Origin of the sequence: Nibricoccus aquaticus (assembly GCF_002310495.1) — a bacterium.
Taxonomy (GTDB): domain Bacteria; phylum Verrucomicrobiota; class Verrucomicrobiia; order Opitutales; family Opitutaceae; genus Nibricoccus; species Nibricoccus aquaticus.
Genome location: NZ_CP023344.1, coordinates 222,578 through 247,591, shown reverse-complemented (window position 1 = coordinate 247,591; position 25,014 = coordinate 222,578). Strand labels below are relative to the sequence as shown.

General features: G+C 62.7%; 20 protein-coding genes. 8 read left to right on the top strand and 12 right to left on the bottom strand.

What is annotated here, in order from left to right; translation table 11 throughout:
* The first annotated feature begins 95 nt into the window (after nt 1–95).
* The 7 genes from zwf (at nt 96) to CMV30_RS01030 (ending at nt 9,828) form a co-directional block, all read left to right on the top strand.
* Nucleotides 96–1,634, top strand: a complete 1,539-nt coding sequence (zwf, locus tag CMV30_RS01060; RefSeq protein ID WP_096054303.1) for a glucose-6-phosphate dehydrogenase — start codon at nt 96–98, stop codon at nt 1,632–1,634.
* 122 nt (nt 1,635–1,756) lie between these two features.
* Complete coding sequence (locus CMV30_RS01055; RefSeq protein ID WP_096054302.1) at nt 1,757–2,740, top strand: glucose-6-phosphate dehydrogenase assembly protein OpcA; 984 nt, start codon at nt 1,757–1,759, stop codon at nt 2,738–2,740.
* Nucleotides 2,741–2,875: 135 nt separating this feature from the next.
* The gene (locus tag CMV30_RS01050) at nt 2,876–4,411 is read left to right on the top strand and encodes a YifB family Mg chelatase-like AAA ATPase (RefSeq protein ID WP_096057550.1); all 1,536 of its coding nucleotides are present in this window, start codon (nt 2,876–2,878) and stop codon (nt 4,409–4,411) included.
* A gap of 127 nt (nt 4,412–4,538) precedes the next feature.
* Complete coding sequence (locus CMV30_RS01045; RefSeq protein WP_096054301.1) at nt 4,539–5,222, top strand: ABC transporter ATP-binding protein; 684 nt, start codon at nt 4,539–4,541, stop codon at nt 5,220–5,222.
* Nucleotides 5,219–7,888: an FtsX-like permease family protein gene (locus tag CMV30_RS01040; RefSeq protein ID WP_096054300.1), complete on the top strand. Its 2,670-nt coding sequence runs from the start codon at nt 5,219–5,221 to the stop codon at nt 7,886–7,888. Before CMV30_RS01045 ends, CMV30_RS01040 begins: the two co-directional genes overlap by 4 nt.
* Nucleotides 7,889–7,910: 22 nt before the next feature.
* Nucleotides 7,911–9,059 (top strand): lipocalin-like domain-containing protein, encoded by a 1,149-nt coding sequence (locus tag CMV30_RS01035; RefSeq protein WP_096054299.1) that lies wholly within the window; start codon nt 7,911–7,913, stop codon nt 9,057–9,059.
* 13 nt (nt 9,060–9,072) lie between these two features.
* A complete protein-coding gene (locus CMV30_RS01030) occupies nt 9,073–9,828 on the top strand; it encodes an SDR family NAD(P)-dependent oxidoreductase (RefSeq protein WP_217494438.1) in 756 nt (251 codons plus the stop codon).
* 69 nt (nt 9,829–9,897) lie between these two features.
* On the opposite strand, the gene CMV30_RS01025 is transcribed toward CMV30_RS01030, so the two are convergent.
* The 4 genes from CMV30_RS01025 to yajC form a co-directional block, all read right to left on the bottom strand.
* Nucleotides 9,898–10,449, bottom strand: coding sequence for a DUF2062 domain-containing protein (locus CMV30_RS01025; protein WP_096054298.1), 552 nt, complete (start codon nt 10,447–10,449; stop codon nt 9,898–9,900).
* A 237-nt stretch (nt 10,450–10,686) separates the two neighbouring features.
* The gene (recJ, locus tag CMV30_RS01020; RefSeq protein WP_096054297.1) at nt 10,687–12,405 is read right to left on the bottom strand and encodes a single-stranded-DNA-specific exonuclease RecJ; all 1,719 of its coding nucleotides are present in this window, start codon (nt 12,403–12,405) and stop codon (nt 10,687–10,689) included.
* A gap of 90 nt (nt 12,406–12,495) precedes the next feature.
* On the bottom strand, nt 12,496–15,039 hold the full coding sequence (gene secD, locus CMV30_RS01015; protein ID WP_096054296.1) for a protein translocase subunit SecD: 2,544 nt from the start codon (nt 15,037–15,039) through the stop codon (nt 12,496–12,498).
* A 108-nt stretch (nt 15,040–15,147) separates the two neighbouring features.
* Nucleotides 15,148–15,492, bottom strand: coding sequence for a preprotein translocase subunit YajC (gene yajC, locus CMV30_RS01010; protein ID WP_096054295.1), 345 nt, complete (start codon nt 15,490–15,492; stop codon nt 15,148–15,150).
* A 94-nt stretch (nt 15,493–15,586) separates the two neighbouring features.
* Between yajC and speA the strand changes: the two genes are divergently transcribed.
* The gene (gene speA, locus CMV30_RS01005; RefSeq protein WP_096054294.1) at nt 15,587–17,542 is read left to right on the top strand and encodes a biosynthetic arginine decarboxylase; all 1,956 of its coding nucleotides are present in this window, start codon (nt 15,587–15,589) and stop codon (nt 17,540–17,542) included.
* Nucleotides 17,543–17,853: 311 nt separating this feature from the next.
* Here speA and CMV30_RS01000 read toward each other — a convergent pair whose 3' ends face one another.
* The 8 genes from CMV30_RS01000 to CMV30_RS00965 form a co-directional block, all read right to left on the bottom strand.
* Entirely contained in the window at nt 17,854–18,576 is a 723-nt protein-coding gene (locus CMV30_RS01000; RefSeq protein ID WP_096054293.1) for a glutamine amidotransferase, read from the bottom strand.
* Between the two features lie 46 nt (nt 18,577–18,622).
* A complete protein-coding gene (locus tag CMV30_RS00995) occupies nt 18,623–19,288 on the bottom strand; it encodes a hypothetical protein (RefSeq protein ID WP_096054292.1) in 666 nt (221 codons plus the stop codon).
* 11 nt (nt 19,289–19,299) lie between these two features.
* Nucleotides 19,300–20,286, bottom strand: coding sequence for a 3'-5' exoribonuclease YhaM family protein (locus tag CMV30_RS00990; RefSeq protein WP_096054291.1), 987 nt, complete (start codon nt 20,284–20,286; stop codon nt 19,300–19,302).
* A 299-nt stretch (nt 20,287–20,585) separates the two neighbouring features.
* Nucleotides 20,586–21,146 carry an isochorismatase family protein gene (locus CMV30_RS00985; protein ID WP_096054290.1) on the bottom strand — a complete coding sequence of 187 codons (561 nt, stop codon included), beginning with the start codon at nt 21,144–21,146 and terminating at the stop codon, nt 20,586–20,588.
* Nucleotides 21,147–21,445: 299 nt separating this feature from the next.
* Nucleotides 21,446–23,104, bottom strand: coding sequence for a peptide ABC transporter substrate-binding protein (locus tag CMV30_RS00980; RefSeq protein ID WP_245844362.1), 1,659 nt, complete (start codon nt 23,102–23,104; stop codon nt 21,446–21,448).
* A 64-nt stretch (nt 23,105–23,168) separates the two neighbouring features.
* A complete protein-coding gene (ispF, locus tag CMV30_RS00975; RefSeq protein WP_096054289.1) occupies nt 23,169–23,651 on the bottom strand; it encodes a 2-C-methyl-D-erythritol 2,4-cyclodiphosphate synthase in 483 nt (160 codons plus the stop codon).
* A gap of 112 nt (nt 23,652–23,763) precedes the next feature.
* Nucleotides 23,764–24,474, bottom strand: coding sequence for a 2-C-methyl-D-erythritol 4-phosphate cytidylyltransferase (gene ispD / locus CMV30_RS00970; RefSeq protein WP_096054288.1), 711 nt, complete (start codon nt 24,472–24,474; stop codon nt 23,764–23,766).
* Nucleotides 24,475–24,644: 170 nt separating this feature from the next.
* Entirely contained in the window at nt 24,645–24,977 is a 333-nt protein-coding gene (locus tag CMV30_RS00965; protein ID WP_138223060.1) for a hypothetical protein, read from the bottom strand.
* Nucleotides 24,978–25,014: the final 37 nt, after the last annotated feature.

Sequence of the window (25,014 nt, the reverse complement as noted above, 5' to 3'; positions counted from 1 at the left end):
ATTATCCTCCCAAAAACTATGCGGGTAACGGAGTTCCAAACTGCGAATAACCGCTTGCGTCTCCGGGGGGGCGTGCCGACAAATTCGCCCCCGTCATGGCCGAAACTCAACGTCATCCGTTTCTTCAGGGTCTCAGCAAACATCGCGGCGCTCCGCCGACTGTTGTCGTCATTTTTGGCGCTTCCGGCGATCTGACCGCCCGTAAGCTGATCCCGGCGGTGTTCAACCTGAGCTACGACAATCTGCTGCCGGCGGATTTCTTCCTTGTGGGTTATGGGCGCAAGGCGATCCCGGATGAGGAGTTTCGCACGCTGGCGACGGATGCGATCAAGGAGTTTTCCCGGCGTGAACTGAATGCGGAGGTTTGGGGCCGCGTCGCCGCCAACACGAGCTACGTGGCGGGTGGTTACGATGAGCGCGCGGCGTTTGACCGGCTGGCGCAGCATATCGCGGCGATCGAGAAAAAGATCGGGCGCGAGGTGCAGACACTGTTTTATATTTCCACGCCACCGTCGGTCTTTGGACCTATTTTGCAGAACCTCGGCGCGAGCGGGCTGGCCTCGAAGTATCTCGGGCAGGCTCATCACTCGAAGGTGATTATCGAAAAACCGTTCGGCAAAGACCTGAAGTCGGCGCAGGAGCTGAACAAGACGATCCGTTCGGTGCTGGAGGAGCATCAGGTTTACCGCATCGATCACTATCTCGGCAAAGAGACGGTGCAGGATTTGTTGGTGCAGCGTTTTGCGAACTCGATTTTCGAGCCGCTGTGGAACCGGAATTTTATCGATCACGTGCAGATCACGGTGGCCGAGGAAGTCGGCGTGGGCACGCGCGGCGGTTATTACGAACAGAGCGGCGCGCTGCGTGACATGATTCAGAATCACACGATGCAGCTGCTGGCGTTGACGGCGATGGAGCCGCCGGTGTCGCTCGATGCGGAAGCAGTGCGCGACGAGAAAGTGAAAGTGTTGAAGGCGATCCAGCCGCTGCGCCTCGGCGCGGGTGGCGATGTGGCGCGCGCGCAATACTCCGAAGGCATGATGGGCGGGAAGCAGGCCAAAGGCTACCTTCAGGAAGAAGGCATCAATCCGCAGTCGGCGACGGAGACGTACGCGGGCATCCGGCTTTCGATCAATAACTGGCGCTGGCAAGGCGTGCCGTTTTATCTGCGCTCCGGGAAGCGCATGGCGCGTCGCGTGACGGAGATCGCGGTGCAGTTCAAGCGTCCGCCGGGCACGTTGTTTGCCGAGAGCGATCGCTTCAATCTGGCGCCCAACACCCTCGCATTTCAGATCCAGCCAGACGAAGGCTTGAGCATGATTCTCAATGGCAAGGTGCCCGGACTGGAGACGCGGACGCAGCCGGTGAAGATGAATTTCCGCTACAGCACGACGTACGGATCGAACACGCCGGAGGCTTACGAGCGCCTGGTGCTCGATGCGATGGTTGGCGATGGCACGCTCTTCATCCGCGGCGACGAAGCGGAGACCTCGTGGAAACTTTATACGCCGGTGCTTGAAGCGTGGGCTGCGGCCGGGCGCGAAGGCATGGACAGTTATCCCGTCGGTTCTTGGGGGCCGGCGAATGCCGATGCTCTGCTCGCGGCCAGCAAGCATACGTGGAGACAACCGTAACGCGTGCGGCTTACGCCGCGCGAAATCGCAAACGCCAAAAGTCCAAACGCCAAAGAAACCCAGAGAGCGCTCAAAACTGATCTTTGAGCTTTGGTGTTTGGGATCTGAAATTTTCAAAAGTCATGCCTGCTGTTTTTAATGCGCTGCCCGGTATCGAAGTGCCGGTCGGATCGATCACCAAAAGCCTCGCCAAAATGTGGAGCGATACGGCGTCGAAGGGCGGGCCGGCTCCGGAGGCTGAGTCGGGTAAGGCGACGCAGGTGAACTTTGTGATGCACCTCGGGTTTGAAACGACCGAGGCGGATGCGCGGGAGCAGTTTCAGACGGCGGTGCGGTTTTCGAAACGTTATCCGTGCCGCGTGGTGGTGCTGTGTCCGCTGCCGCTGGAAAACAAGACGACGGAGATGCGCGCAAAAATTTATGGCGAGTGTCACCTCGGGAAATCGAAGGGCGATACGCGTTGCTGCGAATTTGTGATGCTGAGCTATCCGCAGGCGGCGCGGGCGTTTTTGGAGAATCAGGTGTCGGTCTGCCTGAGCACGGATCTGCCGCTTTATTATTGGGCGCATCGGTTTTCTTCGAGTGGCCGTCTGAACGATTATCAGTTTCTGCTGGGCCGATCGAAGCGCGTGATGTTCGACACGGCACTGGTCGAAGCGGCGGCGGCGACTTTTCCCTGGCCGAAGCCGGAAGCGGTGCGCGATCTTGTCTATGCGCGGTTGCTGCCGATCCGGCAGACGATCGGGCAGTTCCTGAGCGGCTATTCGGCGGAGACGCTGAGCAAGGGTTTGAAGTCGGTGAGTGTCGGATACGGAGCGGAGCTGGGTGCCGAAGGGCGCGTGCTGCTCGCGTGGACTAAGGAGCGGCTGCTGGCGTGCGGCGCGGGCAAGGATGTCGTGTTCGCGAGCGCGGCGCTGGACTGCAAGCCGCGGAGCTTCGAGATGCATTTCGAGTACGCGGACAAGAAGAGTTTCGTGTGGCGCGGGGATCTCACGCAGGGCAGCGCGCAGTTTGAGGCGGAGCTGGGCTCGGGTAAAGTGACGCTGCCGGCGGCGGTGAGTTTGCTGAGTGCGGAAGCGGCCTTGAGTGAGGCGATGTTTTTTTGATGTGAGCTGAGGCGGGGCGCGGAGTGTTCGTGCGCTCGATGTTTGGCTTTACGCGCAGAAGTGGCGCTGGCATCAACGCGGGCAGTTCGCCCTCGATCATGGCGGTTGGGACGGCGAGCGGGAGACCATTACCTCATGCTGGCCACGCTTTTTTCTGCCGCGCTTCAAGGCATCGACGCGGAACTCGTTTACGTCGAAGTGAACTCCGGGGAGACCGGTGATTTCAAACTGGTGCTGGTCGGGCTGCCCGACACGGCGGTGAAGGAGTCGAGCGACCGCGTGCTCTCGGCGCTCGGAAACAGCGGGTTTCGGAAGCCTCATGCGCGGACAACGATCAATCTCGCGCCGGGCGATTTGCGGAAGGAAGGGCCGATCTACGATCTGCCGATCGCGCTGGGGATTCTCACGGCGCTCGGCCAGTTGAAGGCGGATCGGTTGGCGGATTTTTTGATCGCGGGTGAGCTGGGTTTGTCGGGAGCGACGCGGCCGGTGCGCGGTGCGCTGGCGATGGCGCGGCTGGCGAAACAGCTCGGGAAAAAAGGTGTGTTGTTGCCACCGGCGTCGGCGAAGGAAGCGGCGCTGGTCGAAGGCGTGGAGGTGTATGCGGTGAGTTCGCTCGATCAGGCGTTTCGGTTTTTGAATGGAGAGCGGACGCTGCCACGCGAGACAGCGGCGCGGATCACGAGCGACAATCAGGCGGATGAGCACGCGGGGGATTTTTCGGAGATCAAGGGACAGCACGCGTTGCGGCGCGCGGTGGAAGTGGCGGTGAGCGGTTTCCATAATTTGCTGATCATCGGTCCTCCGGGGTCGGGGAAATCTATGATCGCGAAACGGATTCCGACGATCATGCCGGCACCGACGTTGGATGAATCGCTGGAGGTGCTGAGCATTCACTCGGCGGCGGGGCAGACGCTCAGCGGGCCGGCGCAGTTCGGGAAGCGGCCGGTGCGTTCGCCGCATCATACGATTTCAGATGTGGGGCTGCTCGGTGGCGGGACGATTCCGGGGCCGGGGGAAATCTCGCTGGCACATCACGGGGTGTTGTTTCTCGACGAGTTGCCGGAGTTCAAACGGTCGGCGCTGGAGGTGATGCGGCAGCCGCTGGAAGACGGGAGCGTGACGATCTCGCGTAGTGCCGGAAAGGTGACGCTGCCGTGTTGCTTCATGCTCGTCGCAGCTATGAATCCTTGCGAGTGCGGCTATCTCGGCGATCCGAAGCATGAGTGCCGGTGCAATCCGACGCAGATCCAACGGTATCGCTCGCGGATCAGCGGGCCGTTGCTGGATCGCATCGATATTCATATCGAGGCGCCGGGGCTTTCGATCAGCGAGCTGAGGAGCGAGCAGATGTCGGAAGGATCGGCGGCGGTGCGGGAGCGGGTGCGAGCGGCGAGGGAGCGGCAGCTGGCGCGGTTGAAAGGGTCGCGTGCGACGGCGAACGCGCGGATGAATCACGCGCAGATCCGGAAGCATTGCGGGATCGATTCGACTCTGGGGGATTTGATGCAGCAGGCGATGGAGCAGCTGTCGTTGTCGGCGCGGGCTTATGACCGGATTTTGAAAGTGGCGCTGACGATCGCGGATCTGGCGGGAGCGGAGCGGATCGAGGCGCCGCATTTGCTGGAGGCGATTCAGTACCGGAGTCTGGATAGGAATCTGTTTTATTGAGCGTTGAGCGTGGGCGGAGAGGTGGATTCACCGCGGAGGGCGCGGGGAAAGGCAGTGAGAGCGGAGGGTGAAAGGAATATCGTGGCGACGCTGGCGTTTTTGGGGCGGGCGCATTCATCTCCGGCGCATGGCTCTTGTTGCGATTGAACCGGTTCTTCAGGTGGCGTCGGTGGTGAAACACTATGGGACGCGGCGCGTGCTCGATGCGGTGAGTTTTTCGGTGGCGGCGGGCGAGCGCGTGGCGCTAACGGGGCCGTCGGGGAGCGGGAAGACGACGTTGTTGAACTGTCTCGGCGGGGTGGACCGGCTGGATGAGGGCGACATCACGCTGCACGGGCGGTCGATTGCGAATCTCGACGGGAACGAGCTGGCGCGGTTGCGGCGCGAGCGGGTGGGGACGGTGTTTCAATTTTTCCATCTGCTGCCGACGCTCACGGCGGCAGAGAATGTGGAGCTGCCGTTGCAGTTGCTCGGGGTGGCGGCGGAGGAGCGGGCGGCGCGGGTGAAAGATTTTTTGCAACGCGTGGGGCTGGTGGCGAGGGCGGAGGCGCTGCCGTCGCAGCTGTCGGGCGGCGAGCAGCAGCGGGTGGCGATCGCGCGGGCGTTGGTTCACCGGCCTGATCTGATTCTGGCGGACGAGCCGACGGGGAATCTCGATAGCGCGAATGGGGCCAACATCCTCACGCTGTTGCGCGAGCTGACGGATGAGACGAAGACGGCGCTGGTGCTGGTGACGCATAGCGAAGAGGCGGCGGCGATCTGTCACCGACGCATCCATCTGCGCGACGGACGCGTAGTAAACGGCGGATGAGCGCGTCACTGATTCCTCTGTTGCTGCGGCGGTTTACGCTGCGGCATTGGCGCGGGGCGCCGAAGCAGAGCGCGATGCTGGTGGCGATTCTGGCGCTCGGCGTGGCGGTGTTTGTCTCAATCCGGCTGGCGAACCGGGCGGCGGTGGCGAGTTTTACCCGGTTTACGGATACATTGACCGGGCAGAGCGACTGGATCGTGCAAGCGCCGGCGGGAGCGTTGCTGGAAACGGTGCTGCCGGAGATCCGTGAGGCGCTGAAAGGTGCGGCGGTGAATATCATCCCGGTGGTGGAGGCGACGGCGTCGTTGCCGGTGCGGGAGGACGGAGCGGACGGGCGGTTTGGGCGGGTGAGTTATACGCTGCTCGGCGTGGATTTGCTGGGGCTGGCGAATCTGGCGCGGGAGCAGGACCGGGCGTTTTTCGGGCAGCAGACCGGCGGGCGTGGAGAGGCGGCGATAGAGGCGGAGGCTGGAGCGAAAGAAGGAATGAAAGCGAATGACAGCTTTTGGACTGTGTTTGGATGCGAGCCGCGCGTGTGGGTGAGCCGGGCGTTTGCGGAGAAGCCGCCGGAGCGGCTGCAGCTGGTGCTCGATGAGAACGTAGTGACGGTGCCGGTGGCGGGCGTGATTCCGCATGCGCCGGATGCGCCGGAAGCGCCGGCGACGATGATGATTTTCGATCTGCGGCAGTTGCAGAAACTCACGGGGAAAATCGGGCGCGTGGATCGCGTGGAGTTTTTAGTGGAAGCGGGGCCGCGCGCGGATGAGCGGCGGGCGGAGTTGAAGGCGGTGCTGGAAAAGCTCGGGCGGAACGGCGAGCGGTGGACGGTGATCGCGCCGGGGGCGGATCGGAGTGCGGCGGAGACGATGACGCGAGCGTTTCGGTTGAACCTGACGGTGCTGTCGCTGATCGCGCTGATGGTGGGGATGTATTTGATTTTCCAGGCGCTGGACGGCGCGGTGGTGCGGCGGCGGCCGGAGATCGCGATCTTGCGGTCGCTCGGTGTGGAGGAGGCGACGATCCGGCGCGTGTGGCTTTGGGAGTCGGCGATGCTCGGACTGGTGGGCGGCGGGCTGGGGTTGTTGCTCGGGTGGGCGGGGGCGCAGGTGTCGGTGCGAGCGGTGGGGCAGACGGTGAACGCGCTTTATTACGCGACGACGGTGAAGACGGCGTCGCTCGACGGGACGGAGATCGCGGTGGGACTGGGGCTGGGACTGGTCTCGGCATTGGTGGCGGGGTGGTGGCCGGCGCGGGAGGCGGCGCGGACGCCGCCGGCGCAAGTGTTGCACCGGGCGGCGGCGCCTGTCGCGGGCGCGCGTTGGGCGCGGAGTTTTGCGCTGGGGGCGGGATTGATCGTGGCGGGCGTGGTGTGCGCGCAGCTGCCGCCGTTGCGCTTCGAAGGCGGCGGGCGGTTTCCACTGGCTGGATACGCGGCGGCGCTGGCGTGGCTGCTGGGCGCGGGGGTGTTGTGCGCGTTTTTATTGCCGCCGCTGGCGAGGCTTGCGCGCGGGTGGGGCGGACGGAGCGCACCGGTGCGGGTGGCGTTGAGTCATCTGAGAAAACCGTCGGGGCGGCACCGGCTGGCGGCGGCGGCGTTGTTGTGCGCGATCGGGATGACGGCGGGGATGGCGATCCTCGTGGGGAGTTTTGAGCAGACGATGGTCGGCTGGGTGGAGCGGACTCTGCATGCGGATCTGTATGTCTCGAGCAGCGGGGCGCAGAGCGCGACGGCGAAGAACCGGATCACGCCGGAGGCGGTGGCGAAACTGGCGGCGCATCCGGCGGTGGAGAAGGCGGCGAGCTTTGTGAATTTCCCGATCTTGTTCGAAGGCGGGCAGACCTCGCTGAACGGCGTGGATCTGGCGCGGCCCGACACGCAGCCGGATTTTAGTTGGGTGCAGCGGCCGGAGACGTTGGCGGTGTTTACGCCGGGAGAGAACGCGGGGCTGGCGTTGATCAGCGAAAGTTTCAGCGAGCGGTTTGGGAAGAAACGCGGCGACGCGATCCGGGTGTCGACGCCGGCGGGAGCGCAGATGCTGACGGTGGCGGGCGTGTATGCGGATTATGGAAACGAGCGCGGCTCGATCCTCGTCGAGCGGGCGCGGGTGCGGGAATGGTTTGGAGACGACTCGGTGACGAGCGTGGCGCTGTTCACGAAGGCTGGCGTGGATGCGGAGACGTTGCGGGCGGATCTGATGGGTATTTATCCGGGGCTGTCGGTGTTCACGAATGCGCGGCTGCGCTCGGAAGTGCTGCGGATTTTTCGGCAAACCTTTTCGATCACGTATGCGCTGGAAGTGATCGGTGTGATCGTGGCGGTGGTGGGGCTGGCGCTGACGCTGGCGAGCATGTTGCTGGACCGGCGCGAGGAGCTGACGACGTTGCGGGCGCTTGGGTTTACGCACCGGGAGATCGCGTGGGCGGCGGCGGTGGAGGGTGTCGCGGTGTCGGTGAGTGCGGCGATTGGCGGGCTGGTGCTGAGCCTGGGGCTCGGGTGGCTCTTAATTTATGTGATCAACAAGCAGTCGTTTGGCTGGACGCTGGGGTTTTCGCTGCCGTGGGGGCAGCTGGCGGCGCTGGCGTTGGCGGTCACGGCGACGGGGCTGGCGGTGAGTTATGCGGTGGGGCGCTGGGGGGCGGATCTGCCGGCGGACAGAGAAGAGTGAATGGTGAAGAGTGACGGGTGAAATGAAGATGACTACTACGATGAAGACTTTGGTTGAAGCGATGCGGCGGACTTGGGTTTGGGCGCTGGTGGTTGTGGGCGGGTTGGGTGATGCGCGTACTGGCGAGGCGGAGACGGAGACGCGGGCGGTGCCGTTGGTGACGGCGGAGGGGTTTGCGGTGCCGCAGGCGGGGTATCGGTTTCAGTTTCCGCGGGATCATGGGGCGCATCCGGAGTTCAAACTGGAGTGGTGGTATATCACGGGGCATTTGTTTGCGGAGGACGGGCGGCGGTTTGGGTATCAGGCGACGTTTTTTCGGAGCGCGGCGCCGGAAAAGAACGGACAGCTTTATCTGGCGCACATGGCGCTGCTCGATGCGAAGACGGGAAAATTTTATCATCAGGAGCGTTTGAATCGCGAAGGCTGGGATGCGGGCGCGGCGACGGAGACGCTGGATGTGAGGAACGGGCCGTGGTCGTTGCGGATGACGGACGCCGGTACGGAGCGGATGGAACTGAGTGGCGGTGTGCGGGCGGAAGTGGGTTTTGCGCTGACGCTGACGCCGGTGAAACCGCTGGTGATTTTTGGCGAAAACGGCGTCTCGCGTAAAGGCGCGGAGCCGACGGCGGCGAGTTATTATCTGACGTTTTCGCGATTGAAGGTTGAGGGGACGCTGACGGTCGGGACGGAGACTTTTCGCGTAAGCGGCGAGTCGTGGATGGATCACGAAGTGAGCAGTAGTCAGTTGGGGGCGGGGCAGGTCGGGTGGGATTGGGTGAGCGTGCAACTGAATGACGGGCGCGAGATCATGTTTTACCGGCTGCGGTTGAAAGATGGCTCGTCGGATCCGGCGTCGACGCTGACGTGGATCGCGGCGGATGGCGCGCTGACGAAGAGCGATTTTACGTGGGAGGTTTTGGAGACGTGGACGAGCGCGGAGACGGGTGGCGTTTATCCGGTGCGGGTGCGGCTCACGACGACAGATCCGGCGAGCGGACGGCGCGTGGCGTTGACGTTGGAGCCGCAGGCGAGGGCGCAGGAGCTGACGGGGAGTCTGGGCGGGATTCCTTACTGGGAAGGCGCGTGCCGGGTGCTGGGCGAAGACGGGAAGGAAGTCGGCCGGGCGTTTATGGAGCTCACCGGTTATGCGAAGGCGTTGAAGTTGCAGTGACTGTGCCCATTTTATGACTACGAAAAAACCGGTGGTGATGATTGGCGGGGTGAGCGGCGGGATCGGCTCGGATGTGGCGAGGCGGCTTGCGGCGGCGGGGTGGCAGGTGTGCGGATTTGCGCGCGATGCGGCGAAGCTGGATGCGCTCGCGGCGGAGATTCCTGAGCTGTTGGTGCAGACGGTGGAGGCGACAGATGCGGCGGCGGTCGAGACGGCAGTGAAGGCGGTGGCGGAGAAATTTGGGCGGATCGATGCGTACGTGCATGCGGTGGGGTCGATCCTCATCAAGCCGGCGCATCAGACGCGGATTGAAGAGTGGCAGAGGGTGATCGAGTTGAACCTGAGCTCGGCGTTTTATGCGTTGCGGGCGGTCGTGGGGCCGATGCAGGCGCAGAGGAGCGGGAGCGTGGTTTTTATCAGCTCGGTGGCGGCGCAGGCGGGATTGCCGGCGCATGAGGCGATCGCGGCGGCGAAGGGAGGCGTTAACGGCTTGGTGCTGGCGGGGGCGGCGAGTTACGCGGCGAAGGGAATCCGGGTGAATGCGGTGGCGCCGGGATTAGTGGATACGCCGCTGGCGGCGGGGTTGCTCGGGTCGGAGCAGGCGCGGCAGTTTTCAGAGAGGATGCATCCGCTCGGGAAGATCGGGCGGGCGGCGAATGTGGGGAGCCTGATCGCGTGGCTGGTTTCGCCGGAGGCGGACTGGGTGACCGGGCAGATCTGGTCGGTCGATGGCGGTATGGCGCACGTGCGGCAGCGGCCGAAGGTGTGAGCGGGGGGGCTGGGCGAAGCGTCGAGCGATGGGGGGAAGGCCACTCGCTGGCGCTCATAACGACCGAGCTTACTTGGCCATCGCGGCTTTTTTGCGGGCGAGTTTTTCGGCGTGACGGCGGCCCCAGTTGAGGATGAGGAGGTAGCCGATGACACCGATGGCGGCGCCGAGAATGATGGAGCCGAGGAAGAGCGGGATGAGATCGCGTGCGAGGTGCGTCGGGTGCGTGAGGAGGTATTCCCAATCGCGCTGGATGACCTCGTCCCAGACGGTGGAGGGGAGGTTGCCTTGAATCAGGCGGCCGACGAAGAAGCAGACGGGGAGCTGGACAACGGCGGTGAACGGGTTGGAGAGGTATTGAAGGCCGATGCAGACGAGGAGATTGGCGCGGAAGGTGAAGCCAAGGACGCCGGCGATGATCGACTGGCCGGGGAGGAACGGGATCATCGTCACAGGAACTCCGATGAGCCAGGCGCGGGCGATGGAGTCGGGGGTGGCGCGCCAGAGGGATTTGTCGAGGATGCGGTCGCCGAGTTTTGAATGCAGGAAGCCTCCGCGCATGCTTTTGCGCGAAAGTTTTTTCCGGTGGAGCCAGCGATGAATGGAGAGCGAGAGCTTCACGTGTCAGTGTCGGTCGGACTGGGGGCGCAACGTGCGGTGCGCGCGGAAATGCGGCAACTCTGAAAAGGTGAGGCGGAACGCGGGCGAGAGTGCTGAGATCGAAATGGACGACACGGATGTCGTCCCTCCAGGGAGGCGAAGCGAAAAAGGCGGAGGGAGGGTCTTCGTGGTTTGTGACGCACAATGGCCTCACGCGAGGTGAGGCCCTACATCGGAGGCGTCACGCGGGCCTGCGGCTCAGGACTGCGAGGGACGCCAGTCGATGAGCTCGAGCTGGAGGAGTTTGCGGTCGTTGAAGAAATTCCACGTCAGCTCGACGGCGAAATCGAGGGGCTGGCCGACGGGCGGGAGGCGGTCGGCCATTTTCCAGGCGACACCGAAGAGGCGGCGGCCGCGGGGATCGTCGAAGTTAAAACGAAAATGCTGTCCTTTGAAAACATCGGGGCGCTGACGGAGCACCACTCCGCGGATACCGAAGACGGGTTCGGGATTTCCCTGGCCGAACGGGTGAAGCGAGCAGATCTCGTCCATGAGGCTTTCACGGACTTGGTCCGGCGTGAGCCAGGCGGCGAGGTCGAGGCGGCGTTCGTGGAGGTCGTTGCCCGCCTGGAGGCGGACAGCGTCGGCGAAGAAGGTGCGGAATTGATCGAGGCGGGTTTTCTCGAGCGAGATGCCGACGGCCATCGGATGGCCGCCCCAGCTGCGGAGGTGGTCGGAGCAAGTGCCGAGTGCATCGACCAAGTTGATACCGTCGATGCTGCGGCCGGAGCCTTTGGCGAGTTCGCCTTCGTTGCCGAGGACGACGCAGGGGCGGTTGTACTTTCGGGTGACGCGGCCGGCGACGATGCCGACGACGCCGGGGTGCCAGTTGTCGCCGTAGAGAACGATGCCGGGCCAGTCGGCGAACTGGGTTTCGATGATTTTCTCGGCTTCCTCGGTGATAAGGCGCTCGATGTCCTGGCGCTCGCGGTTAAAGGCGTCGAGTTGCTGGGCGGTTTCGTCGCAGAAGCGCTCGTCGTCGGAGAGCATGAGCTCGACGGAGAGGGCAGCGTCGGCGAGGCGGCCGGAGGCGTTGATGCGCGGGCCGAGGCGGAAGGAGATGTCCACCGGCATGATGTCGTGCTCGGTCTTCACACCGGCGATCTGCATGAGCGCGCGAAGGCCGGGGCGCTGGGTGGACTGGAGGATTTTCAGGCCCTGCTTGGCGAGGATGCGGTTTTCGCCGTGAAGCGGGACGAGGTCGGCGACGGTGCCGAGGGCGACGAGGTCGAGGTAGTCACGTAGTTTGATGCGGTGCGCGACGGGGTTGTTTTCGTTGCGGAGCTGCTTGAGAAGGCCGTGGACGAGTTTGAAGACGAGGCCGACGGTGCAGAGATTCCGCCACGGGGCGTCGTCGGCGGTGTTGTAGACGTGGGGATTGATCAGGATGCCGCGTTCGAGAGTTTTTTCCTTGGAGCGGTGATGGTCAACGACGAGGACGTCGATGCCCTGGTCGAGGAGGTATTCGACTTCCTCATGCGAGTTGGTGCCGCAATCGAGGGCGACGAAGAGGCGGGGTTTGCCGTCTTCGAGGGCGCGGTCGATGGCGCTGCGTGAGAGACCGTAGCCGTCTTCCATGCGGCGCGGCACGATGAAGCGTGGGTGCAGGCCGAAGCGACGGAGGATGCTGACGAGGAGCGCGGTGCTGCTGACGCCATCGACGTCGTAATCGCCGAGGACGACGATGTCTTCACGGCCCGCGATGGCGGCGCGCAGTCGGGTGGCCCCGGCCTCGACGTTGTGAAGGAGGAAGGGGTCGTGGAGCTCGCCCAGACCGGGATGCAGGAACTTCGTGGCGGCGTCGGGGCAGGTGATGCCGCTGCGGGAGAGAAGCTCGGCGAGTACGGGGCTGACGCCGGCTTGTCGGCTCAGCGTTTCGATCTGGTCGGCTGGGAACGGTGTGTGAGTCCAGCGCATGGTGCTGTTACGAGGAAGGCGGCTCGACGTCGCTTCCGTTGAGAAGCGATGTCGAGCGCGGCGGGTTAAAGGCAACCCGCCCCAACTCGATTACTGCGAGGCCTTGCTGGAGCCAGTCCACTCGTAGGTGGGCTTCACGTCCTGATGCTGCTCGACGTGCTTACGGTCGCCCTTGTGCCACCAGTAGAACACGGGGCAGGCGATGAAGAGCGAGGAGAACGTGCCGGTGATGACACCGATGAGGAGGGTGAAGGCGATGTCGTTGACCTCGCCGGTGGTGATCAGGATCAGCGTGACTGCGGTCAGCAGCGTGGTGCCGCCGGTGATGACCGTGCGGGACAACGTGAGATTGAGTGAACGGTTGATCAGATCGCGCAGCTTGGTCTCGGGATTGAGGCGAAGCTCTTCGCGGATGCGGTCGAAGACGACGATGGTGTCGTTAATCGAGTAACCGGCGATGAGCAGGATGGCTGCGACCATGGAGGCGTTGAACTCGCGGCCGAAGAGGACGAAGAGGCCGATGGTGATCAGCAAATCGTGGAGCGTGGAGACGACGGCACCGATGCCGTAACCGATCTCGAAGCGGAACGCGACGTAGGCGAGAATCAGGACGAGAGCCCAGAAGATGGACCAGAAGGCGTTGGATTGAATCTCGGCACCGACAGAAGGTCCGATGCGGGTTTCGCCGAGGGAGACGAATTTCGCCTGTGGGAAAGACTGCTGGAGTTTCGTGACGAGCGGAGCGCCTTCGTCGAAACGGGTGGTGGCTTTGAGAGCCTCCACGTCGCTGCCGATTTGTTTCTGATAGAAGAAAGTCGCGTCCTCGAAACCGCCGGCGGTGGCGGCTTTGCGGAGGTCGCCGACATCGACGCGTTGCGAGTAGGCGAGGGTGACGGTGTCACCGCCGACGAAGTCGATGCCGTAAACGGCCTTGCCCTTGTAGGCGACGAAGCCGACACAGGCGAGCACGATGACCCAGGAGATGATGAAGGCGGGTTTGGCGTACTTGAGGAAATCGAACTTGGTATTTTGAAGCACCGAGAACATCGGCATCTTTTTGATGACGCCGGGGAGGATGAGGAACTCCATGATGAGCTTGGTGACGACCACCGCGGCGAACATCGTGGTGAAGATACCGATCGAGAGCGTGATGCCGAAGCCCTTCACCGGACCGGTGCCGAGGACGATCATGATGACGCCAATGCCCAAGGTGGTGAGGTTGGAATCGATGATGGCGGACCAGGCTTTTTCGAAGCCGGCTTCGAGGGAGCTGGCGAGGGATTTGCCCAACTTCAACTCCTCCTTCATGCGCTCGAAGATGAGGATGTTGGAGTCAACGGACATCGCGAGCGTCAGCACGATACCGGCGATGCCGGGCATCGAGAGGGTGGCGCCGAAGCTCGACATGACGGCGAGGGTGACGATGACGTTCACGCCCATGCCGATTGCGGCGATGACACCGCCGATGGTGTAGAAGATCAGGACGAAGCCGATGGTGAGCAGCGTGCTGATGATGAACGAAAGTTTCGCGCTGGAGATGGCGTCGGTGGCGAGCGTGGCGCCGATTTCGTACTGCTCTTTAATGACGAGCGGGACGTCGAGGGGGTTGTTGAGGACGTTGGCGAGTTCGAGGGCTTCGCGTTGCGTGAAGTTACCCGAGATCTGCGCGCTGCCGCCGGTGATCGGCTCGTTGATGTTTGGAGCGGAGGAGAGCTTGCCGTCGAGGACGATGGCGAGCTGGCGGCCGACATTGGCGGTGGTGACGTCGGCGAATTGTTTTTTGCCGGCGTCGTTGAAGTTGAGGTGAATCTGGTAGCGGCCGAACTCGTCCACGCGGGCGATGGCGTCTTCGACGCCCTGGCCACTCATCTCGGGAACGCGTTTAACGATGTAGTAGAGTACGTTGATCTGACCGGAGGCGTGATCCTCGTTTTCGGTGGAGAGCACTTCGTAGCCGGGAGGAACGGAGCCGGGAGGCGGGGCCTGCAGGGAGCCGTTGGTACCCTGCATGACGATACGGAAATCGAGGCGGGCGGGTTTCTTCAGGATTTCGAGAGCCTCGGGGTTGTCCCGGGTGTTAACACCGGGGAGCTGGACTTCGATGCGGTTGTCGCCGACAGCACGGACGACGGGTTCGGCAACGCCGAGACTGTTCACGCGGTCGCTGATGATCGTGAGGGCGTGCTTCAGTTTTTCCTGGCGGATTTCGGTCGGGAGATCGCCGAAGGCTTTGTCATCCACTTCGAGGGTGAAAGCCACGCCGCCCTTGAGATCGAGGCCGAGCTGGAGCTTGGACTTGGATTCTTTGAGGAGGTGATCGAGGAGGAGCTTGTTGCGGCGCTCCGGATTTTTCACGTCACCCAGGTTGAGGTGAGGGAAATGGTCTTTAGCCAGGTCGAGGTTACGCTCGGCGGCGATTTGCTTGAGGCCGACGAAAACGCTGAGCGGCTGACCGGCGGGGTTTTTGCGTTCGGAGGCTTCTTTGAGGAGGGCGTTGAACTCGGTCTTCTTGGTGGAGGCTTCGGCCTTGATGTAGGTGGCGAAGTCCCGGTCCTGGATTGGGATGAGCTGGAAGGCGGCCCACAGCACGATGACGAGGCTGAGGGTCAGTTTCCAGAGGTTGCGTTTGAACATGGTGTTTTTGGGTTAAAGGGATTGATCGCGCGGGGGTGTAACGCGAAACGCGGACGGGGCCGCAGATGCAGCACGGCGTCCGCGCAGGTGGCAAGTGTGACGGACGGGTTACTTTTTCTCTTCGCCGGATTTGCGAACGAGGGATGCGATGAAGGCCTTGCCGACCTCAATCTTAGTGCCTTCGGCGATGCGGATGACGTAGCGGTCGTCCTTCTTGTTGGTGATCTCACCGTAGATGCCGCCTGCGGTGACGACTTCGTCACCGGAGTTGAGGGCTTCCAACATCTTCTGGTGCTCCTTCTGCTTCTTACGCTGAGGAGCGATCATGAAGAAATACATGGCGCCGAAGATGAGGATCATCGGGAGCATGCTCATGAGCGGATTGCCGGCGGGCGCGGGTGCTTGTGCGAAGAAGAGTGATGCGGAGTCGGCGAGTGGAGCGATTTTCGTCATTGCGTGTTATGGATTTTGAAAAAGAAATTCGCACTAAACCTAATCCCGCTCTGCGAAAGCAAGCCATTAACCCAGCCCGTCCGCCTCTCTACTTTTGAAAAGCAAATCCGCCTCCACCTGGTCAGCCGCGAAGTCCGAAGAACTGTATGGTTTCAAACGCTGGGGCGCAGGCCACATCGGCGTTGACGATGGCGGCTTCGTTAACGTGCAGCCGCTGGCCGATGGCCGGTGCATCCGCATCATGGATGTGGCCAGCGAAGCCATCGCGATGGGCCTGAAGGCGCCGATGGTGATCCGCTTCCAGGATCTGCTCCGCCATCGCGTGACGCAGATCAACGAGGCGTTTCGCAAGGCGATCAAAGAAGAGAAATACGCGGGCGATTACCGCGGGGTGTTTCCGATCAAGGTCAACCAGCTGCGCGAGGTGGTCGATGAGATCGTGGCGGCGGGTAAGCAGTTTAATTACGGCATCGAGGCCGGGTCGAAGCCGGAGCTGATGCTGGCGCTGGCGATGCACGAAGGCGCGAACGCCCTGATCATCTGCAACGGCTACAAGGATCTCGATTACATCCGCCTCGCCATGCTGGGCCGGAAGATCGGCAAGAAAATCATCATCGTCGTCGAGCAGCTGGCCGAGGTGGACGACATCATCACGATCGCGGAGGAGACGGGCGTGAAACCGTTGATCGGTTTTCGCGCGAAGCTGCAGACGCGCGGCGAGGGCAAGTGGTCGTCCTCGACGGGTGACAACGCGAAGTTCGGTCTGAACACGGCGGAAATTTTGTTCGCGTGCGAAAAGCTCAAGGCGGCCAAGCTTACGCAGGCGCTGAAGCTGGTGCATTTCCACATCGGTTCGCAGGTGCCGAATATCCTCACGATCAAGAACGCGGTCGTGGAGGCGGCGCGGTTTTACTGCCAGCTCGATAAGATGGGTTTTCCGATGGGCTACCTCGATGTCGGCGGCGGCCTCGGCATCGACTACGACGGCTCACGCACGAATTTCGAGTCGTCGATGAACTACTCGATGGAGGAGTACGCGCGCGATGTCGTGGCGAACATCCGCGACATCTGTGTGGAGTCGGGCGTGAAGGTGCCGGACATCGTGAGCGAGTCGGGCCGCGCCGTGGTTGCGCCGCACTCGATGCTGGTCGTCGAGGTGTTCGAGCGCATCAACAAGAAGGAGACGCTCGGTCATCAGCATCAGCCGAAGGTGAAGCACAAGGTCGTCACCGATCTGGAGACGATGTTGAAAAACAAATCGAAGCTGGGCCGGCTCGAACGGTTTCACGATGCGCTGCAGAAGAAGGAAGAGGCCTTTTCGTTGTTCAATCTCGGCTATCTGGATCTCGAAAACCGGGCGGCAGCGGAGTCGCTGTATTGGCAAATTTGCGAGCAGATCGCGAAGGAAGGCCGCGACAGCGGTTACATTCCCGAGGAGCTGCATGGGCTGAACAAGCTGCTGGCGGATCAGTACGTTTGTAATTTCTCGGTGTTCCAATCGCTGCTCGATCACTGGGCGCTGAAACAGCTTTTCCCGGTGACGCCGCTGCATCGCTTGAAGGAAAAGCCGACGGTGAACGCGATCCTCGCGGACATCACGTGCGACTCCGACGGCAAGATCAGCAGCTTCATCGATCTAGAGGACACGAAGGATTATCTGACGCTTCACGAGCTGAACGGGAAGCCGTACTATCTCGGGGTGTTTTTGACCGGTGCGTACCAGGACATCATGGGCGACCTGCACAATCTCTTCGGGCGCGTGAACGAGGTTCACGTGTTCCTCGAGCCTGATGAGCCGAATGGTTATTACATCGAAGAAGCGCTCAGCGGCAGCCGCATCGCGGATGTGATCGAGGGCGTGCAGTATCAGTCGGAGGAGCTGTGCCGTCGCATCAAGACGCAGATCGATGCGGCGACGCGGAAGGACATCGTGAAGCCGCGCGAGGGTGTGCGGTTGCTGGAGTTTTATGAGAGCCAGATGCTGGCGAAGACGTACCTCAATATCGACCGGGGGAACGGGAAGAAGAAGAAAGCGGCGAAGAAAGACTGAGTGATACGGAATGCGCGAGCGCCGTTTGGTTGGTGACTTCGAGCCGGTCGTAATGACCGGCTTTTTTGTTGAAGCGCGAAGACGCAACGATGCGAAGGTCGGAGGCGAAGAGGTGACGGTGGAGATGGGTCGAGGTAGGGCGCGTGGGGTTGGGGGGGCGACGTGGGGCGGCACTTGCTAAGTGCGGTCCGGGGGGGAGCCGCGGTTGTTTCGCGATGGGCAGGTGATGCGTGTGCTTGAGTCCAACCGGCGGGATTAAGGCTAACCCGCCCTACCTCGGAGGTCGATCCGGCCTCACGCGAGGTGAGGCCCTACGCACGGAGGGTCGCGAAGCGGGCGATGATGTGGGTTTGGTCTTCGGGCCACGCAGCCATTTCGGTGGCGGCGGTTTTTTGGTCCTGGCCGAGTTTGGCGAATTCGTCGGCGCAGGCTTCGACGTAGTCGATCATCACGGCGCGGCTGAACTCGGGGTGAAATTGGACGCCCCAGACGTTTTTCGCGAAGCGGATGGCTTGGTGCGGGTCGCGTTTGCCGGAGCCGAGGACGTGCGCGCCGGGCGGGAGATGGAGGATCGTCTGCCAGTGGATGACGGCGACGCGTTGATGCGGAGCACAGGCGGAGAAGAGTGGGTCGTCGGCGGCGTTGAGCGAGACGTCGGCGACGCCGATTTCGGGTCCGCCGGGGAGCGGGCCGACTTTGCCGCCGAGGACGTGGCCGAGCATTTGGTGGCCGTAGCAGAGGCCGAGCACGGGGCGTTCGGCGTCGAGGACGTCTTCGAGCCAGTTGAAGGCTTGCAGGTCGGTCGGCGTGGGATCGGTGACCATTGAGGACGAGCCGGTGATGATGAGGCGGTCGATGCTGCGCGGATCGGGCAGCGGGCTTCCGGCGGAGGGATCGATGATTTGGGCGGTGGCTTGTTCGGAGGCGGGAAGTTTGCGGCGCACCATGTCCACGTAGTCGCCGTATTTCGCTAGCAGCTCCGGCTCGGCGAAGCCCATTTTCAGGATGGAGACGGTGCGCGTGGGGGCGGACATGGGCGGCACTGTGCGAGGCAACTCGCGTGACGCAAGTGGAGGCGTCTCACGCCTTGGGTTCCGCGCTGAGCGCGTGTTCGAGCACAGCTCGAGCGTCTTTAGTCAGGTCCTTCTGCTCAACGAGCACACGAATGTATATCCGTGCTTTGACATCACGACGGCAAATCTCGGCGACCATTGCTCCCGTATAATCAGCCTTTGGATTTTTTTGGGCCCAATCGGTTTCCTTGATAAGCCGAACCATGGGCATGAGTGCTTCAATGTTGCCGGTCGCGTTGTACCAGCTTTCGAGGAAATCGGCGTCCTCTTCACGTTCGATCTGTCTGTTCTGTATGGGCGGGATAGACGTATCAGCGACTTTGGCGAAACCGGCGTCACGTAATAGACCTCGGCTGTAGTCTTGGTCTGCAAGCCACAGAATCAGCACGATACCATCTTGCTCAACTCCGGCTTCCTTCGGGATCGATTTGATGCTGGCCCGGAGTAAGTCGGGGTTTTGGCGAAAAACTGCGCCGAAGAACCCAATGAGTTTTTCACGCATTTGTGGGCCCAGTTTGAGACCTCCCCGGGTAACTGTCCTGTCCCAAAACTCACTTACTCGCGAATCGTCTTTGGTGAGATAGTACGATTGCATCCAATCAGTGAGCTTGGCCTCGCTGGCCCAACTTGGAGTCCATGCGATCAACGAGAGGAGAAGGAGAATGTATTTCATCAACGACGGATTTATTCCCCGATCTTTCGTACCAGCAGTTGCGAGCTGAGGCCGGGGAGGCGTTCGGAGAATTCGTCGGTGTCGGTGGCCTGGCGGAGGGTGCGTTGGACCATGCCCATTTTGGCGTCGAGGTTGTCGACCATCGATACGAACACCGCTTCCGGCGTGGCGGCGTAGACGGCGGCGCCCCACTCGGGTTCGCCTTGGTGGCTGAGGACGATGTGTTCGAGGCGTTCGAGGCGGTCGGCGTCGAGGCGGGCTTTGAGGCCGTGTTTGCGGACGAGTTGGTAGCCGAGGACGACGTGGCCCTGGAGGATGCCTTTGCGGCTGCGGCGGGTGGCGAGGGCGCCTTCGTACTCGATGGTTTTGCCGGTATCGTGGAGGAGGATGCCGGCGAGGACGAGCGAGGGGTCGACTTCGGGGTAGAGCGGGAGGAGGGCTTTGGCGGCGCGGGCCATGCGGAGGGTGTGCTCGAGGAGGCCGTGGCGGTAGGCATGGTGCATCGCGATGGCGGCGGGGCAGACGCGGAAAGTTTCGCCGATCTCTTCGAAGACGCCGCGGGTGGTCATACGGAGTTCGTCGTGCGGGATGGCGTCGATCGTGGCGTTGAACTCGGTCCACATGGACTCGGCGTTTTCGGGGGCGAGTTCGACGAGGTTTTCGACGGCGCCGGGGAGGGCGAGTTCGGCTTCGGTGAGCGGCGTGAGTTTCGCGAGCTTGGGCGAGAGGCGGCCGTTGAAGTAGTCGAGTTTGCCTTCGACGCGGACGGCGGAGCCTTCGGGGAGGGCTTTTGTCGCTTCGAACTGCGGGTGGTCGCCGAAGAGGTTGGTATTGAAAGTGCCGGTACGGTCGCCGAGTTCGAGGCTGAGGAAGGCGTTGCCGTTGGAGGCGGTCTTGGTGCCGACTTTGCGCAGGAGCAGGATGCTGGCGAAGGGGCGGCCGGTGCCGATCTCGACGGCTTTTAGATCGCGGACGGTGGCGAGGGGGAGATCGGGCATGGGAGGAGAAAGGGGAATGGTGAAAGGTGAAGAGTGAAAGGTCGAACGCGGTAGGAGGCGGGGACTGTGGGCGGCGGTTGGGTTAAGCGCAAAGACGCGACGACGCAAAGGTCGGAGCGAAGTGCGGAGGAGAATTTAATCTGGAACTCTGGAAGGCTGGAACGGAGGGAGCCGGAGGACGGAGTTTTTGGACAGGATTTACAGGAGGAACAGGATTGGGGAGAGGAATGGGAAATCCGAAGGTCGAATGACGAAGGGGCAGGTGGTTGGTAGTTGGGGCGGAGCGGGCGTCGTGGAGGTCAGTCGTATTTTTTGACGGCTGCGTTGAAGGTCTTGAAGGCGGGGTGCGAGGCGCTGCCGAGGATGGAGTAGAAGACGGCTTCGGAGGGGAGAACGTAAGCGCCGGCGCGGATAAGGGATTCGAGGCTGGGGCGGGCGTCTTCGGGGCGGCGGCCGCCGGTGGCGTCGGTGAGGATCGTGACCTGGAAGTTGTTATCGATGGCGTCGAGGGCGGTCTGGTAGATGCAGATCGAGGTTTCGATGCCGCAGAGGATGAGGTGCTCGACGTTGAGGGATTTGAGGGCGTCGCGGATGCCGTCGTCGGCGAGGGCGGAGAAGGTGCTTTTGCCGAAGGTGTGGGCTTTGGGCGCGAGCTTTTTGAGCGAGGGGATGGTGGGGCCGAGTTTTTGCGGGACTTGCTCGGTGAAGGCGACGTGGAGGCCGAGGATGCGGGCGCACTCGATGGAGAAGGACACGCGGGAAGTGATGGCGTCGGAGTCGTCGATTTCGTCGAGGAAGATTTCCTGCATGTCCACGCAGAGGAGGAGGGCGCCGGCGAAGGGGGAGAAGGTGTCGGGCATGGGGGGAAGAGTGAAGGGTGAGGGGGGAAGAGTGAAGGGTGAGGGGGGAAGAGTGAAAGGGGGCGACTGAACGCGGATAGCGGCGGGCGTAGTGGGCGGTGGTTTTGTTAATCGCAAAGACGTGAAGACGCTAAGGTAGGAGCTAAGGAGGAGCAGGCGGATTTAATCTGGAACGCAGGAGGGCAGGAACGGAGGGCGGAGGCGGAATTTTTTTAGACAGGATTAAGAGGATTAATAGGATTGGGGAGGGCCGACTAAAAGAATCCGGAAGCCGGCGGGTCGCCGGCGCTCTCAGGGAATCAATTCTCGAGGTGGACGTGTTTGTAGGGGTGGTGGTCGAGAAGGGTCGGGTGCCAGCCTTTGACGGAGGGGTGGATCAGGAAGACGTGGGTATAGTGGTAGAGCGGGACGAAGGGGGCGGCGTCGAGGAGGAGGGCTTCGGCTTGCTGGAGGAGTTTGTCTCGGGCGGCGTTGTCGGACGTGCGGGCGGCGCGGAAGAGGAGCTGGTCGTAGTCGGCGCTGGACCAGCCGGTGTAGTTGTCGGTCGAGGACGAGGTCCAGATGTTGAGGAAGGAGAGCGGGTCTAGGTAGTCGGGATTCCAGACGGAGCGGAGGATCTGGAAATCGCCGGCGCGGCGGGTGGACTGGAGGGTTTTCCATTCCTGATTCACGAGGCGGACTTCGAGGCCGAGTTCGCGTTTCCAGAGTTCCTGCACGGTCTCGGCGACGGCGCGGTGGCTCTCGGAGGTGTTGTAGAGGAGCTCGATGGCGGGGGCACCTTTGCCGCCGGGGTAGCCGGCTTCGGCGAGGAGAGCGCGGGCGGCTTCGGGGTCGGTCGGGATGAAGGCAGCGGAAGCATAGCCGGCGATGCCGGGATGGGTGAACGCCTGGGCGGGGGACTGGCCGCCGCGGAGGACTTTTTCGACGATGATTTTGCGATCGAGGGCGAGGGCGAGGGCGCGGCGGATGCGGCGGTCGTTGAGGAAGGGGCGGGTGACGTTGAGGCGGTAGAACTCGGTGCCGAGGTAGGGATCGAGGCGGAGGACGGAGGGATTGTCGCGGCGGTAGGCGTCGATTTTGGAGGGCGTGAGGGATTCGGTGAGGTGGAGTTGTCCGGCGCGGAAGGCGCGTTCCTCGGCGTCGCGGCTTTCGGTGGCGTGGAAGTGGATGGCGTTGAGGCGGACTTTGGCGGCGTCCCAGTAGGTGGGGGATTTTTGGACGACGATGCGCTGGGCGGCTTTCCATTCGGTGAGCGTGAAGGGGCCGTTGCCGATGAAGGTGCCGGGGCGGGCCCAGGGGTTGCCGCGTTCGTAGGCTGAGCCGGTTTTCTCGATGGAAGCGATATGCACGGGGAGGAAGGCCGTGTGGTTGAGCATCGAGAGGAAATGGGCGGCGGGGTGCTCGAGGGTGATGCGGAGCGTGCGCGGATCGAGGGCGGTGACGCCGACTTTGGCGAAGTCGGTGATGGCGCCTTTGTGGAAGGATTCGGCGTTCTGGATGATGTAGAGGAGCGGGGCACCCTGGGCACCGAGGGTGGGTGTGAGGATGCGGCGGTAGGAGGCGACGAAGTCGGAGGCGGTGACCTGGTCGCCGTTGGACCATTTCGCGTCGGCGCGGAGGCGGAAGGTGTAGGTCAGGCCGTCGGCCGAGATGTCCCAGGTTTCGGCGACGCCGGGGACGGGAGAGAGGTTGACGGGGTCTTCGGAGACGAGGCCCTCGAGGAGGGCGGTGAGGATGTTGTATCCGGTGAGGTCGGACGAGAGGTGCGGGTCGAGTTCGCCGATCTCGGGGCCGGTGCCGCGGTGGAGGATTTGGTCGCGGTTGCCGCGTTCGACGGGGGTTTCGCGTTTGCCGCAGGCGGAGAGGCCGAGGGCGAGAAGCATGCCCACGAAAGGCACGAAAAGACACGAAAGGGCGGAGCGGCTGGTGGCGTGGAGCGGGCGGCGTGGGAAAGGCATTGAGAGGGGAATCGCGGATGGGGCGGCTCAGCGCGCCGGGACGGCACGCTCCACCTCGGAATTATCAGATGCGTTCGATGAGGCAGACGGCGTGGGCGGCGATGGCGAGGGCGCGGCCGATTTCGTCGACGCCTTCGTTGGTGGTGGCTTTGAGGCCGATGCAGTCGACGGGGAGGCCGGTGGACGCGGCGAGGGCGGATTTCATCTCGGCGAGACGCGGGTAAATTTTCGGTTTTTCCGCGATGAGGGAGGCGTCGATGTTGACGGGTTTCCAGCCGCGCTCGCGGAGGGCGGCGATCACGCGTTGGAGGAGGATTTGGGAGTCGATGCTTTTGAAGGCGGGATCGGTATTCGGGAAGAAGTGACCGATGTCGGGGAGCGCGGCGGCGCCGAGGAGGGCGTCGCAGATGGCGTGGGTGAGGGCGTCGGCATCGGAGTGGCCGTCGAGGCCGTAGTCGGTGTCGAAGCGGACGCCGCCGAGGATCATGGGGCGGCCGGGAACGATGCGGTGGATGTCGTAGCCGTGGCCGATGCGGAGGGGCGTCATGAGTTGGGCGATGTCGAAAACGGGGAGGATTTAATCTGGAACTCAGGAAGGCTGGAACGGAGATTGGAGCGGTGGCTGGCGTGAAAAAGAGGAAAGAGAGAGATGGCGGGGTTTACTCGGTGCGGAAGGGGTGGGCGGTGGGGAGTGGGGGGACGATTTGGTTGAGGAGGTACTCGAACCACGGGAGGTCGGCGGGGGTGGTGAGCTTTGGGTTGGGGTGCGGGTTCTCGACAAGGGCGACGGGCTTTTTGAGGAGTTCCACGGCGGAGGCGTCGTCGGTGATGGGGAGTTTTTTCTCCACGACTTTGGCGTAGGCGGCGGTGATGAGGTCGCGGGAGAAAACCTGGGGCGTCTCCATGGCCCAGAGGCGGGAGCGGTCGAGCGACTTTAGGTGGCCGGTGTCGGCGTGTTGCTTGATGGTGTCGGTGACGCGGTGGGCGAGGACGACGGCTTTTTCGAGGCGGACGATTTTGAGGAGGCCGACGAGTTGTTCGGGGCGGACGAAGGGGCGGGCGCAGTCGTGGATGAAGACGTTTTCGATGTCGGCGGGGAGGGCTTCGAGGGCGTTGGCGACGGAGTCCTGGCGTTCCTTGCCGCCGCGGACGAAGACGCAGGGGGTGGGCGCGTAGGCGGAGAGTTCGGTGAGCTGGCGCTGGTCGCGGCAGACGATGACGTAGAAATCGGCGACGCCGCTGGCGAGGAAGGCGGCGACGGAGTGGGCGAAGAGCGGGCGGTTGCCGAGGGGGGCGAGGATCTTGTCGGAGACGACGCCGTCCATGCGTTTGCTGTTTCCGGCGGCGAGGAGGATGGCGGCGTTTCTCATGAGGTTAAAAGAGGCGTGGGGTGTGCGGTGGTGAGGTTAAGCGCGAAGACACTACGACGCGAAGGTCGGACGCAAAAATTGAATGCGAAGAGGGGATAAAGCGGGCGGAGGTTAGGTTTTGTCACAGAGGACACGGAGCGCTGACACAGAGGGCACGGAGTTTCGGAAAGTTACCGTTTGGCGGCGCTGGCTTCAGCGTTGAGTCTGGCCTGAGCTTCGCGGGCCTGCATGGAGTCGCGCGCGGATTTCGCGCTCGTTTTGAATAAGATGAAATTGCCCGCGCCGACGGCGATCAGGCAAAGCACGACTGTCGCCACAATGCGGCTGATGCGCTGGCTCCAGCTTAAGGATGCGAAGAGGAGTGCGAAAAATTCGCACGCGATCCCGAGTATGTATGGGCCACCTGTGTTGATGCCGAAACAGATCAGCAGGATTGGCCCGAGAATACCGGCGAGGAAGAGGCCGAGGGCTGTTTTGGCGAGGAAGTCGTGTTGGTTTTGCATGGGGTGAATGCGGTGAGCGAGGGCGGAGAGCACGGCG

Bases quoted from the DNA above. Each gene is read 5' to 3' on its own strand.
- CMV30_RS00965 (WP_138223060.1), bottom strand. From the start codon at position 24,977: ATGCAAAACCAACACGACTTCCTCGCCAAAACAGCCCTCGGCCTCTTC.
- CMV30_RS01050 (WP_096057550.1), top strand. From the start codon at position 2,876: ATGCTGGCCACGCTTTTTTCTGCCGCGCTTCAAGGCATCGACGCGGAA.
- recJ (WP_096054297.1), bottom strand. From the start codon at position 12,405: ATGCGCTGGACTCACACACCGTTCCCAGCCGACCAGATCGAAACGCTG.
- yajC (WP_096054295.1), bottom strand. From the start codon at position 15,492: ATGACGAAAATCGCTCCACTCGCCGACTCCGCATCACTCTTCTTCGCA.
- CMV30_RS01000 (WP_096054293.1), bottom strand. From the start codon at position 18,576: ATGTCCGCCCCCACGCGCACCGTCTCCATCCTGAAAATGGGCTTCGCC.
- zwf (WP_096054303.1), top strand. From the start codon at position 96: ATGGCCGAAACTCAACGTCATCCGTTTCTTCAGGGTCTCAGCAAACAT.
- CMV30_RS00990 (WP_096054291.1), bottom strand. From the start codon at position 20,286: ATGCCCGATCTCCCCCTCGCCACCGTCCGCGATCTAAAAGCCGTCGAG.
- CMV30_RS01045 (WP_096054301.1), top strand. From the start codon at position 4,539: ATGGCTCTTGTTGCGATTGAACCGGTTCTTCAGGTGGCGTCGGTGGTG.
- secD (WP_096054296.1), bottom strand. From the start codon at position 15,039: ATGTTCAAACGCAACCTCTGGAAACTGACCCTCAGCCTCGTCATCGTG.
- ispF (WP_096054289.1), bottom strand. From the start codon at position 23,651: ATGACGCCCCTCCGCATCGGCCACGGCTACGACATCCACCGCATCGTT.
- CMV30_RS01030 (WP_217494438.1), top strand. From the start codon at position 9,073: ATGACTACGAAAAAACCGGTGGTGATGATTGGCGGGGTGAGCGGCGGG.
- CMV30_RS00995 (WP_096054292.1), bottom strand. From the start codon at position 19,288: ATGAAATACATTCTCCTTCTCCTCTCGTTGATCGCATGGACTCCAAGT.
- CMV30_RS01040 (WP_096054300.1), top strand. From the start codon at position 5,219: ATGAGCGCGTCACTGATTCCTCTGTTGCTGCGGCGGTTTACGCTGCGG.
- CMV30_RS01055 (WP_096054302.1), top strand. From the start codon at position 1,757: ATGCCTGCTGTTTTTAATGCGCTGCCCGGTATCGAAGTGCCGGTCGGA.
- CMV30_RS01035 (WP_096054299.1), top strand. From the start codon at position 7,911: ATGAAGATGACTACTACGATGAAGACTTTGGTTGAAGCGATGCGGCGG.
- CMV30_RS00980 (WP_245844362.1), bottom strand. From the start codon at position 23,104: ATGCCTTTCCCACGCCGCCCGCTCCACGCCACCAGCCGCTCCGCCCTT.
- CMV30_RS00985 (WP_096054290.1), bottom strand. From the start codon at position 21,146: ATGCCCGACACCTTCTCCCCCTTCGCCGGCGCCCTCCTCCTCTGCGTG.
- ispD (WP_096054288.1), bottom strand. From the start codon at position 24,474: ATGAGAAACGCCGCCATCCTCCTCGCCGCCGGAAACAGCAAACGCATG.